Annotated in this window: 11 protein-coding genes; 2 read left to right on the forward strand and 9 right to left on the reverse strand. The window is 63.7% G+C overall.

Annotated features, from left to right (window positions below; translation table 11 throughout):
- Positions 1 to 2: 2 nt before the first annotated feature.
- Both fabI and ACH196_RS20475 read left to right on the forward strand, forming a co-directional pair.
- On the forward strand, positions 3 to 815 hold the full coding sequence (gene fabI / locus ACH196_RS20470) for an enoyl-ACP reductase FabI (RefSeq protein WP_396648774.1): 813 nt from the start codon (positions 3 to 5) through the stop codon (positions 813 to 815).
- Positions 816 to 970: 155 nt separating this feature from the next.
- Positions 971 to 2,515: a putative bifunctional diguanylate cyclase/phosphodiesterase gene (locus ACH196_RS20475; protein WP_396648775.1), complete on the forward strand. Its 1,545-nt coding sequence runs from the start codon at positions 971 to 973 to the stop codon at positions 2,513 to 2,515.
- Between the two features lie 6 nt (positions 2,516 to 2,521).
- Here the strand turns inward: ACH196_RS20475 and ACH196_RS20480 are convergent, their stop codons facing one another.
- The 9 genes from ACH196_RS20480 to infB all read right to left on the reverse strand — a co-directional run.
- Complete coding sequence (locus ACH196_RS20480; RefSeq protein ID WP_396648776.1) at positions 2,522 to 3,541, reverse strand: class I SAM-dependent methyltransferase; 1,020 nt, start codon at positions 3,539 to 3,541, stop codon at positions 2,522 to 2,524.
- Positions 3,542 to 3,630: 89 nt separating this feature from the next.
- The gene (locus ACH196_RS20485) at positions 3,631 to 4,254 is read right to left on the reverse strand and encodes a hypothetical protein (protein WP_396648777.1); all 624 of its coding nucleotides are present in this window, start codon (positions 4,252 to 4,254) and stop codon (positions 3,631 to 3,633) included.
- Between the two features lie 74 nt (positions 4,255 to 4,328).
- The gene (pnp, locus tag ACH196_RS20490) at positions 4,329 to 6,470 is read right to left on the reverse strand and encodes a polyribonucleotide nucleotidyltransferase (protein ID WP_396648778.1); all 2,142 of its coding nucleotides are present in this window, start codon (positions 6,468 to 6,470) and stop codon (positions 4,329 to 4,331) included.
- Between the two features lie 329 nt (positions 6,471 to 6,799).
- Positions 6,800 to 7,069 (reverse strand): 30S ribosomal protein S15, encoded by a 270-nt coding sequence (rpsO, locus tag ACH196_RS20495; protein WP_349007541.1) that lies wholly within the window; start codon positions 7,067 to 7,069, stop codon positions 6,800 to 6,802.
- A gap of 573 nt (positions 7,070 to 7,642) precedes the next feature.
- Positions 7,643 to 7,810 carry a hypothetical protein gene (locus tag ACH196_RS20500; RefSeq protein WP_396648779.1) on the reverse strand — a complete coding sequence of 56 codons (168 nt, stop codon included), beginning with the start codon at positions 7,808 to 7,810 and terminating at the stop codon, positions 7,643 to 7,645.
- Between the two features lie 153 nt (positions 7,811 to 7,963).
- A complete protein-coding gene (gene truB, locus ACH196_RS20505) occupies positions 7,964 to 8,932 on the reverse strand; it encodes a tRNA pseudouridine(55) synthase TruB (RefSeq protein WP_396648780.1) in 969 nt (322 codons plus the stop codon).
- On the reverse strand, positions 8,933 to 9,337 hold the full coding sequence (rbfA, locus tag ACH196_RS20510; protein ID WP_396648781.1) for a 30S ribosome-binding factor RbfA: 405 nt from the start codon (positions 9,335 to 9,337) through the stop codon (positions 8,933 to 8,935).
- A 47-nt stretch (positions 9,338 to 9,384) separates the two neighbouring features.
- A complete protein-coding gene (locus ACH196_RS20515) occupies positions 9,385 to 9,957 on the reverse strand; it encodes a YcxB family protein (RefSeq protein WP_396648782.1) in 573 nt (190 codons plus the stop codon).
- 15 nt (positions 9,958 to 9,972) lie between these two features.
- On the reverse strand, positions 9,973 to 12,356 hold a 2,384-nt coding region (gene infB / locus ACH196_RS20520), incomplete at its 5' end, for a translation initiation factor IF-2 (RefSeq protein ID WP_396648783.1).

The raw sequence follows: 12,356 nt of genomic DNA on the forward strand, positions 1-12,356 counted from the left end.
GCATGGACGGGCTGATGAAGGGCAAGCGCGGCCTCGTCATGGGGGTTGCGAACGACCATTCGATTGCCTGGGGCATTGCCCAGCGGCTGGCGGCGAGCGGCGCGAGTCTCGCTTTCACCTATCAGGGTGACGCCTTCGGACGGCGCGTGCGGCCGCTGGCCGACAAGGTCGGCGCGTCGCTGGTGCTGCCCTGCGATGTCGAGGACAGCGCCTCGGTGGCCAGCGTGTTCGAAACGCTCGGCAACGAATGGGGCAAGCTGGATTTCGTCGTTCACGCCATCGGTTTTTCCGACAAGAACGAGTTGAAGGGGCTCTACGCCGATACCAGCCGCGAGAACTTCATCCGCACCATGGTGATCTCCTGCTATTCCTTCACCGAGGTCGCCCGCAACGCCGCCGCGCTGATGTCCGAAGGCGGCTCGATGCTGACGCTCACCTATGCCGGATCGGTCCGCATCATGCCCAACTATAACGTCATGGGCGTGGCCAAAGCCGGGCTGGAGGCCAGCGTTCGCTACCTCGCCAACGATTTTGGTCCGCGCGGCATAAGGGTCAACGCAATCTCGGCGGGTCCGGTGCGCACGCTGGCCGGTGCCGGTATCTCGGACGCCCGCTATATGTTCGCCTACCAGCAGCGCAACTCGCCGCTCAGGCGCACCGTGAGCCTCGACGAAGTCGGCGGCTCGGCGCTCTATCTTCTTTCGGACCTTTCCTCGGGAGTCACGGGCGAGATACATTATGTTGATTCGGGCTATCACATCGTCTCGATGCCGACGCTGGAGGAGCTGAAGCAGGGCGATTCGGGAGCGGTCTAGGGCCAGCCGCCGGGGAAGACGGAAGCCCGTGCCTAGGGTGAAGCAACCCTTGAGTTTTGTCAGTGAGGGGTTGCTGGTTGTGTGTAAAATGCAAGCGAGGCACGGAGAACTGTATTAAGAACATCCGCGCTAGACGCCCTTTGGGGGATTTTTTCATGGCGTCAACCGCTAACCCAAATCGGGGCAGGGCGTTCCGGCTGATCACGATTGCCGCGTCCGGGCTTGGCAGCTTCGTCCTCGGTCTCTGGGGTTTGAACTTCGGCTTCGGTGACGGCTTGGCCGGCCTGTCTCCGCAGGCCGTTGGAGTGATCGCGGCAGCGCTTTGCGCACTCGCCGCTGCCGGCTCCGCCCTGTCGTTCTTCGCTGGCGTCGATGAGTCGGCAGGCTACGTCTACAACGAGACACATTTCGACAAGCTGACCGGCCTGTTTGCCCGCACCGCGATGGTCGGCAAGATCGCCGAGGCGGCATCGGCCGCCGTGCGGACCGGCGAGCCGATCTACCTCGTCGACATCGATATCGACCGCTTCAAGCACATCAACGATTCGATCGGCTACAGCCAGGGCGATGACCTGATCCGCGCTTTTACCGCGCGGCTGAAGGACAGTTTGCCGCGCGGCGTGACGATCGGCCGGATCGGAGCCGGCGAGTTTGCCGTGCTTGTGCCGGACCGCGTGGCGGACGATCGCCTAGAAACGCTGATCGAGACGCTCATCGAGCGCATGGGCGAGCCCTATCAGTTGAAGACCCATCTCCAGACGGTCAACCTGTCCGTCGGCATTGTCGCCATTCCCAAGGACGGCGTCGACCCGATGCTCATCCTGCGCCGCTCCAATCTTGCGCTGCAGAGCGCACGCGCCAGCGGCATCGGCGAATGGGCGGTCTTTCAGCCGGAGATGGGTCGCGTCGCCGACTACCGCCAATGGGTCGAGGCCGAGCTGCACGCGGCCTTCCAGCGCGGCGATTTTCATCTCCACTACCAGCCTCAGTTCGACCTCTCCAATAGCCGCATCATCGGATATGAGGCGCTGATCCGCTGGAAGCATGGGGAACGCGGCATGATCCCACCGGCCGAGTTCATTCCGATCGCTGAAGAAACCGGTATGATCGTGCCGATCGGCGAATGGGTGCTGCGGCAGGCCTGCGAGGATGCAAAACACCTGCCCAACGACTGCGTCGTCGCCGTCAACATCTCGCCGGTGCAGTTCATGGCCCGCGACTTTCTCGACGTGGTCGCCGACGCGGTCAGGACATCGGGCATCAATCCCAAACGCCTCGAACTCGAGGTGACGGAATCGGCGATGATGCAGGATCGCGACTTCGCCGCCGTCCTGCTGCGCAAACTCGGCGAGATGGGGATTTCGGTCGCCGTCGACGATTTCGGCACGGGCTATTCCAACCTCAGCTACCTGATAGACTTCCCGTTCCACAAGCTGAAGATCGACCGGTCGTTCATCAGCCGCATCGAAACCGATTCCGGTTCGAATGCCGTGGTATCAACCATCGTCAGCCTGTCGCGTGCGCTTGGCGTGAAGACCATCGCCGAGGGCGTCGAAACCGAGAAACAGGCGACGATGCTGCGCGCAGCGGGTTGCCAGGAAGTGCAGGGTTTTCTGTTCGGACGGCCGGCTCCCTTGGGGGCGAGGCCGGCCTTGTCGGTCGTGCAGGGCGGTCTGGCTGGCGCGCGTCAGGTCGCCTGAAGCCGGTCAGCGTCGTGCCACGAGAACCTTGAAGGTTCGGTCGCCGGCGATCTCGGCGAATTCGGAAACCGTACCTGCCAATGTCTTTTCGTAAGGCAACTGCCGATTGGCTACCAGGTAAAGCCGCCCGCCTGGCTTGAGCGCTTTTATCGCAGTCTTGATGATTGTCTGCCCAAGTTCCGGCTCGGCGCGTCGTCCGGTGTGGAAGGGCGGGTTCATGACGATCGCGTCATAGCGCTCCGTCACCGGCTCGCCGGCCAGATCGTGCCAGAAGAAGCGGGTCGGCGGCGATTTAACGTCGGCGAGATTCGCCTTGGCGGCTTCCAGCGAGGCGAAGTCGGCTTCGTACAGATCGAGCGCCTTCACCTTCGAGAACCGTAGGGCGACCTCGGACGCCAGATATCCCCAGCCGGCGCAGAAATCGGCGACGCGGCCGGAGAGCTGGTCGGGCAGGTTGTTGGCGAGCAGTTTCGAACCGGCGTCGATGCGGTCGTGTGAAAACATGCCAGGCGCGGTGCGGAAGCGGCCTTCAACAAGGTCCGTTTTCGCGCCGTTGCGAAGCGTTTCCGCGGCCGTGTCCCCATCCGCTGGGTGCCGGAACCAGAAGGCGGTACCGTGATATTTCGGCAGATGTCCGTCGATGGCAACCTGATCGGCCATGCGCTTGCGCAGGCTGGCGATGCCCTCGTCCTTGCCGCCGGCAACGACGATCAATCCGCCTTGTCGGGTCCGCGCAATGGCCTCGGCGATCCGCAACTCGTTCTCGCCGCGATGCCGGCCGCAGAGCACGAGCGCGGCGTCGTAGTTGTCCCCCTCGGCTTGAGGCGCTACCTCAAGATTCGATCGTTGAAGTGCACGGAAATGCGGGCGAAAACCCTGGACGAGACTCAGCCGCGCTGCAAAACCCTCTGGCAGTCGAAAATCCGGCTCCGCGCCTAGGAACAGTGCGCGCTGGCCGGTTCCTGCCGCCTCCAGCGCGCCGGAGTTAAACGGATGGAACAGGGTGTCGAGGGTTTCGCGGCTCATTCCGGGCCTTGTCTCGGCCGAAGGCGGGCCAGCGTGAAGCGACGACGGCTGATACTTTTTCCTGACATGCGTCCAACGGAATCCGCCTCCTATCTGAGTCCGAGAGTTTGGAGCAGTTTCCCCAGTGCGCCAGACCCTCGATGTTTCTTTTCGGTGCCACGACTCCCATCCGCCCCGCGATGGGGTCCCCGTCTGTCAGCAAGTTCCTCGGCAATCCGAGTAGTCTCAGCTCGCTGCACCGACGCCCGTTGGCACGCTTCGGCACAGATGAGCTCGCGCAGATCGCCACGCGAACGGGACACGGCAAGATCATCGCTGCTGACGAATTCGAGGACCGAATCGTGGAATGTAAAAATGAAATGCCGATCGTAGGCGAACATCCTGTCCGTATGATGGGGATGCACCCAGTTGGCTTCCTTCATTTCACGAATCCATTCGGATTCGAGGACCTCATAGGCGCTGTAGGGACGCAGCCCAATCGGTGCATAGCGATGGCCACCCAGCGCCTCGTCGTTCGGATAACCAAACTTCAGCGCGAGGTATGTTCCGACCGAGACAATCGCACAGGAATCAAAAGGTTCGCCTGCGGCGCGGGTTTGCAAATAATAGCCGAACAGCAGCCTGTTCTCCTCGGCCAGGACGAGCGGACTCGGAGCGCCCACATCGATTTGTGGGATATCGATCCTTTTCAAGCTTGTCTTCATGTCGCTCATGGCGAGCCTCCCCCGAAATGACGAAGGGCGCGACCTGTGATCGCGCCCTTCGGAATTCCTCAAGATGACGCTGCTTAGGCCGCGTCTTCCTCGGCCTTCTTCTCGCGCACGATCTCCTTGCCGGTCTTCTGGTCGACGACCTTCATGGAGAGCCGCACCTTGCCGCGCTCGTCGAAGCCCATGAGCTTGACCCACACCTTGTCGCCTTCCTTAACAACGTCGGTGGTCTTCTGGACGCGATCGGCGGCGAGTTGCGAGATGTGGACGAGGCCGTCGCGCGGACCGAAGAAATTGACGAAGGCGCCGAAGTCGGCGGTCTTGACGACCGTGCCCTCGTAGATCTCGCCGACCTCCGGCTCGGCCACGATGGTGTGGATCCACTTCTTCGCCGCCTCGATCTCCTTGGCGTTGGAAGAGGCGATCTTGACCGTGCCGTCGTCCTCGATGTTGATCTTGGCGCCGGTCTTCTCGACGATCTCGCGGATCACCTTGCCGCCCGACCCGATCACTTCGCGGATCTTGTCGGTCGGGATGTGCATGACCTCGATGCGCGGCGCGAACTCGCCGAGCTCCTTGCGGCCTTCCGACAGCGCCTTGGCCATCTCGCCGAGGATGTGGATGCGGCCGCCCTTTGCCTGCTCCAGCGCCACCTTCATGATCTCTTCGGTGATGCCGTCGATCTTGATGTCCATCTGCAGCGAGGTGATGCCGTTGGCGGTGCCGGCCACCTTGAAGTCCATGTCGCCGAGATGGTCCTCGTCGCCGAGGATGTCGGAGAGCACGGCAAAGCGCTCGCCTTCCTTGATCAGGCCCATGGCGATGCCGGCGACCGGACGGGTCAGCGGTACGCCGGCGTCCATCAGCGCCAGCGAGGTGCCGCACACCGTCGCCATCGACGACGAGCCGTTGGACTCGGTGATCTCGGAAACGACGCGCAGCGTGTAGGGGAAGGCTTCCGTGACCGGCAGCATCGGGTGGATGGCGCGCCAGGCGAGCTTGCCGTGGCCGATCTCGCGGCGTCCCGGCGAACCCATGCGGCCGGTCTCGCCGACGGAGTAGGGCGGGAAGTTGTAGTGGAGGAGGAAGGTCTCCTTGTACATGCCGGTCAGCGAATCGACATACTGCTCGTCCTCGCCGGTACCCAGCGTGGCGACGACGATCGCCTGCGTCTCGCCGCGGGTGAACAGCGCCGAACCGTGGGTGCGCGGCAGCACGCCGACTTCCGACACGATGTTTCGCACCGTCTTCAGGTCGCGGCCGTCGATGCGGCTGCCGGTGTCCAGAATGTTCCAGCGGACGATCTTGGCCTGCAATTCCTTGAACACCGACGAGACCTGCTCGCTCGACCAGACGGTCTGCTCGGCGCCTTCCGGCAGCAGCGTCGCCTTGACCTTGGCCTTGGCGGCGTCGACGGCGTTGTAGCGGGCCTGCTTGTCGATGATCTTGTAGGCGGCACGTAGCTCGTCCTCGACCAGGCCGAGCATGGTGGCTTCGAGTTCGGAAAGATCGGTGACCTTGTGGTCGCGCGGGTCCTTGGCGGCCAGCTCGGCGAGCTGGATGATCGCGTCGAGCACCGGCTGAAAACCCTTGTGGCCGAACATGACGGCGCCGAGCATCACGTCTTCCGGCAGTTCCTGCGCCTCGGATTCGACCATCAGCACGGCGTCGCCGGTGCCGGCGACGACGAGGTCGAGCTTCGATTCCGGCATCACGTCGATATGCGGGTTAAGCACGTATTCGCCGTTGACGTAGCCGACGCGGGCGCCGCCGACCGGGCCCATGAACGGCACGCCCGACAGCGTGAGCGCGGCGGAGGTGGCGACGATCGACAGGATGTCCGGATCGTTCTCGAGGTCATGCTGCATGACGGTGACGACGACCTGGGTGTCGTTCTTGTAGCCGTCGGCGAAGAGCGGGCGGATCGGGCGGTCGATCAGGCGGGAGACCAGCGTCTCCTTCTCGCTCGGACGGCCTTCACGCTTGAAATAACCGCCGGGAATCTTTCCGGCCGCGTAGGTCTTTTCCTGGTAGTTGACGGTGAGCGGGAAGAAGTCGAAGCCCGGCTTCGGCTCCTTGGCGGAGACGACGGTGGCCAGAACCACGGTCTCGCCGTAGGTGGCGAGCACGGCGCCGTCGGCCTGGCGGGCGATTTTGCCGGTCTCGAGGATCAGCGGGCGGCCAGCCCATTCGATTTCTACTCTGTGATGATTGAACATGTCTTGTCCTTGCTATGCGGGCAGCGCCGGACCGGCCTCATTGCCGTCGGCGCATCCCTATTGGCTGCGGGTCGGACGAGCCACGGGCAAGACAACGGGAGGTCCGGATCATCGACGCGGGCTTGGGCCACGTCTCCGGGCGTCCTGCAATCCTGCCCCATGACCTGTCCATGGGCGGTTTCGATCCTGCCCTCGGGATCGAACCGGTGGTGGACCGTGATGCCTCCAGCCCTCGTGGCGGTCGCTTCATGGTCCGGTGGGGCACGAACGATCGTGTCCCGAATGCGCGACCGGCGGGCTTTCGCTGGGAAAGCCCGCCGGTCAGTTCGTCAACGGCGCAAGCCGAGCTTTTCGATCAGCGTCGCGTAGCGGCCTTCGTCCTTGCCCTTCAGATAGTCGAGCAGGCGGCGGCGCTGCGACACCAGAGCGAGCAGGCCGCGGCGGGAATGGTTGTCCTTCACATGGCCCTTGAAGTGCTCGGTCAGGTTCTTGATCCGCTCCGAGAGAATGGCGACCTGGACTTCGGGGGACCCGGTGTCTCCCGCCTTGGTCGCGTATTCCGTCATGAGTTCTTTCTTGCGATCAGCAGTGATCGACATCGCGTTTTTCCTTTATCATTGGAGGAAACGGGATGCCCGCAGCCGGGATGTCGTCCAGCAGGGGCCGTTATCGTCGCTCGTTTTCGTGCGATGGCGCGCATATAGTGCAATTCATTCACAAAAGCCATACCCCTTGAATTGCGTGGTTTCGAAGGCTGGCAAGCGGATTTGCATGGCACGTCCCATCATCGCCACGCTGCCCTTCGGCCCTGGCCATTGTCAAAGAACGCTCCCCGCCGCGGAGGGAGAAGTCCGGAGGGAGAAGTCGGGAAGCGGGCGCAACAAGCCTTGCCTCACAGACTAACACTATGGCGCAGCTTCCCGCGCCCGCCGGCGATTTTTGGCCTCGTCCCGTTCCGCTTCGCCTTGCTCCGGCTCCGGCATTTTTGTGCCTCGGCTGGCCCGGTCTTAAGCACTCGTCCAGTGCGCCCCGACCGTAGTGTCGGGGGAGGAACCTTCGGACGCGGCCTCCCGGCCATGCTGCTTCGTCGGCAACATGACGGAGGCGCCGGTTCCTCCCCGCTTTCGAACGACTCCGGAAGCGTTCCCGGCGGGAGAAACTGCAGAGGATTATCAGGCCGGTTTTGGGGGCGGGGATGAGATCGGCGTAAATTTTTCAGAAGGCGTCCGCACCGAAGAATCGCCTTCGAGCGATTTCAATGGGTTGGCGAGGTCAAAAACAACCACGGGAAAAAATTTCTTCGCGGCGGCGCATTTTTCATCCCCGTTTTGGAGTGTCATGCTCCGGCTTTTCGGGACCGCCGGAGGGTTTCGTCGAGCAGGAAACCAGGGGACAGTTTACATTCCGGAAGCAGGCGCTGCCGCAACGGCAGTTCGAGACCGGAATTGAATAACGGCCCCCTGCGCGATGGGACTGGCTCGCCGAGCCCGCCCTCAGCCGGCAAAAACCCGTTTCGGCTTGAACATGCCGGCCTCTATCGCGCCGATTGCCACCAGCCGTCCACGCGCCGTGGCGCAGGCCTCGTCCGCCTGCAAGGGAGCGTCGCGGCCGCGCAGGATGATCGAATTGCCGAGCCTGAGCTTCGCCGCTGCGTCGTCTGTGATGACCACCTGCGGCAGGCAGTCCAGGGCCGCACCCGTGTCGACCAGGAAGGCGTCGATCGCGGTGTAACGCTCTGCCTGCGAGACGAAGGGGCGGGCGCCTTCGCTGTCAGCTTCCTCCCGCTTCGGCGCGGCGGCCTCCAGATCGGCCAGCAGGACAAAATCCTCCGGCGTGAACGGATCGACTTCGGTGCGCCGAAGCTCGGCGATGTGGCCGTAACAGCCGAGGTCGCGGCCGAGATCGCGCGCCAGCGAGCGCACATAGGTGCCCTTGCCGCATTCGACTTCGAAGATGGTGCGGTCGCCGGAGTGCTCGATGATGTCGAGCCGGCCGATCTCGACCTCGCGGGCGGGGATGTCGACCGTCTCGCCTTCGCGGGCAAGATCGTAGGCGCGTTCGCCGGCGATCTTGATCGCCGAGAACTGCGGCGGCGTCTGCATGATCACGCCGGTGTATTTCGGCAGATGCGCGGCGATGTCGGCTTGCGTCGGCCGCGTGTCGGACGATTTCGTCACCGGGCCTTCGAGGTCGTCGGTGGAGCGCTCCTCACCCCAGGCGACGGTGAAACGATAGACTTTTGCGCCGTCCTGCACATAGGGCACCGTCTTGGTCGCTTCGCCCAGCGCGATCGGCAGCATGCCCGAAGCCAGCGGGTCAAGCGTGCCCGCGTGTCCCGCCTTCTCGGCCTGGAACAGCCACTTGATCTTGGCGACAGCCTCGGTCGAGCCCATGCCGACCGGCTTGTCCAGGATCAGCCAGCCGGAAACCGGCCGGCCCTTTTTCTTGCCGCGACGGGACATTTATTCTTCTTCTTTCTCGTCTTTCGCCAGGTCGCGCGCCACTTCGGGTGAGCGCAGAAGCTGGTCGATCTTGGACATGTTGTCGTAACTGGTGTCGAGGCGGAAGCGGAACTCCGGCATCGAGCGCATCTGGCGCAGCGCGCCCGAGACCCGGCCGCGGATGAATTTCGCGTTCCGCGCCAGCGCCTTGATCACCGCGTCATTATCGGCCGCACCCAGCGGTGAGACGAAGGCGGTGGCGATCTTGAGGTCGGGTGACATGCGTACCTCGGAGATCGAGATCACGGTGTTCTCGATGATGTCATCGCGAACTTCGCCACGTGTGAGTACGTCGGACAGGGCGTGGCGCACCTGCTCGCCGACACGGAGCATGCGCTGGGATGGGCCGGAATGGGATGCATTCATTGGTCTAACGTCCACTGTACTGGGCAAGAACTGGTATGCGACCTGATTTAAGCCACTGCCAGTCGTATGGACTTTTGTCCCATTGAGCGCCGCTTCGCCTCTTCAGAAAGATGCTCGAAGACATTCTTGATAAATTCGCGGCATTGCTCCGGTGAACTGAACGCTCGCTTTGGAACGAAAGGTGCAGACCCCGCGACCAGAAAACCGATTAATGGACCGGCCTCGAATATCTGATCGATGTCCGAAAAACCAAGTTTTGATACACTTTGACCGGTTTTCCATTGCAACCCGTCAGGTTCAACAGAAAACAACATCGGACGCTCGGTCCTGCGCTGCCTGATCCACCGGGCAGTTAATCGACGAGCAATCGACCTAGTCAACCCAACGCCCATCACAAAAAGCGCCAAGGAACCAGCAGCCGCGACCGCAAACGCCGTGGTTCCGCCGACAAAATCGTCAAGGTAGTTCAACGACCAACCAAAAGAAATTCCGATAGCGCCGCCCAGAATAAAATAGACCGGGAAGCACCAATACCGCTGCCAAAAACGAAACGCATTGCGGGCCGCGGCCTGGCCCGCAATGAACGATTCCGCATAGTTCGGCGTGTAGCCGATCTCCATCGAAATGCCGAACTCCTACAGCGACCTCGTCACCATCTCGACACGGAAGCACTCGATGATGTCGCCGACGCGCATGTCCTCGTAGTTGGCGAAGGCCATGCCGCACTCCTGGCCGACCGGAACCTCGGACACCTCGTCCTTGAACCGCTTCAACGTCTTCAGCGTGCCCTCGTGGACGACGATGTTGTCGCGGATCAGGCGGACGCCCGCGCCGCGCTCGACCTTGCCCTCGGTGATGCGGCAGCCGGCGACCTTGCCGAGCTTGGTAATGTCGAAGATCTCGAGGATCTCCGCATTGCCGATGAAGGTCTCGCGGCGTTCCGGCGACAGCATGCCCGACATCGCCGCCTTCACGTCATCCACGAGGTTGTAGATGATGTTGTAGTAGCGGATCTCGAGTCCGGCCTGCTCTGCTGCCTGGCGCGCCTGTGGATTGGCTCGCACGTTGAAGCCGATGACCGCCGCGCCCGCCGTCTCGGCAAGGGTGATATCGCTCTCGGTGATCGCGCCGGCGCCGCTGTGGACGATGCGCGCGCGCACCTCGTCGGTGCCGAGCTTTTCGAGGGCGACGATGATCGCCTCGACCGAGCCCTGCACGTCGGCCTTGATGACCAGCGGGAACTCCTTGATGCCGGTCGCCTGAAGCTGCGACATCATCTGTTCCAGCGAGCCGCGCTGGCTAACATGCTTGGCGGCCGCCTTGTCGCGCGCCTTGCGCTGCCGGTACTCGGTGATCTCGCGGGCGCGGGCCTCGGAATCAACGACGGCGAAGCGGTCGCCGGCCATCGGCGTGCCTTGCAGGCCGAGAATCTCGACCGGCTGCGAGGGCAGGGCGCCTTCAAGCTGTTCGCCGCGGTCGTCGAGCAGGGCGCGCACGCGGCCCCACTCGTTGCCGGCCACGATGATGTCGCCCACCAGCAGGTCGCCGGTCTGCACGAGCACGGTGGCCACCGGACCGCGGCCCTTGTCGAGCTTGGCTTCGATGACGACGCCCTCGGCAGTGCGGTCCGGATTGGCCTTCAGGTCGAGCACTTCGGCCTGCAGCAGGATCGCTTCCAGCAGTCTGTCGAGGCCGGCTCCCGTCTTGGCCGAAACCTCGACGTCCAAGACCTCGCCGCCCATCGATTCGACGAAGACTTCGTGGCGCAGCAATTCACTGCGGACCTTTTGCGGGTCTGCCTCGTGCTTGTCGATCTTGTTGATCGCCACGATGATCGGCACGCCGGCCGCCTTGGCATGGCTGATCGATTCCACCGTCTGCGGCATGACCGAATCGTCGGCCGCCACCACCAGCACCGCGATGTCCGTCGCCTGCGCGCCGCGGGCGCGCATCGCCGTGAAGGCGGCGTGGCCGGGCGTGTCGATGAAGGTGATCTTCTGGCCGTTCTTCTCGACCTGGTAGGCGCCGATATGCTGGGTGATGCCGCCGGCCTCGCCGGAGACGACGTTGGCGTTGCGGATAGCGTCGAGCAGCGAGGTCTTGCCGTGGTCGACGTGGCCCATGATGGTGACCACCGGTGGGCGCGGCTGCAAATCCTCCGGATTGTCCGGGCCGCCGAAGAAGCCTTCCTCGATATCCGACTCGGCGACGCGGCGCACGGTGTGGCCGAATTCCGAAGCAACCAGTTCGGCGGTGTCGGCGTCGAGCACGTCGCCGGGCTTGAGAATCTGGCCCTGCTTCATGAAATACTTCACGACATCGACCGCGCGCTCGGACATGCGCTGCGCCAGTTCCTGGATGGTGATGGTCTCGGGCAGCACGACCTCGCGCGAGATCTTCTCGCGCGGCTCCTGATGCATGGCGCGCTTGAACTTCTCCTGGCGGCGGCGCATCGACGACAGCGAGCGGGCGCGCGCCTCCTCGTCGCCGGTGGCCGAGCTTACGGTCAGCTTGCCGCGACGCCGGTCGTCGTCGCCACGTGTCCGGGTCGGCTTGGCGACCTCCGGCGTTGCCGGGCGGCGCAAGGGTGCGCCGCGCAATGCGCCGACGCTGCCGCGCGGACGGACGTCGTCGTCGTCGCCGGTGGCGACTTCGAGTTGGGGAGCGCGGCGGCGAGCTTCTTCCTCGGCGCGGCGGCGGGATTCGGCTTCCTTCTGGAGGCGAGCCTCTTCCTCGGCCTGGCGGCGGGCGGAAGCCTCGCGCTCGCGCTTGCGCTGCTCTTCGTCCTCCTGGCGGCGCTTGGCCTCGATCATCGCGCGCTGGCGATCTTCCTGTTCACGCGCATGCGAGCCTTCGAGCGCACGGCGACGTGCCTCGATCTCGCCTCTGGAAAGTTCATTCAGCACCATGCCGCTGCGTTCCGGCTGCGGGCGCGGCGGTGCCGGCTGCGGCCGGGCGGCAACGGGCGGGGGCGCCGGCTGCGGCCTTGCCACGGCAGGCTGAGGGGTTGGCTGGGGCC

It is taken from the genome of Mesorhizobium sp. IMUNJ 23232 (assembly GCF_044326205.1).
GTDB lineage: Bacteria > Pseudomonadota > Alphaproteobacteria > Rhizobiales > Rhizobiaceae > Kumtagia.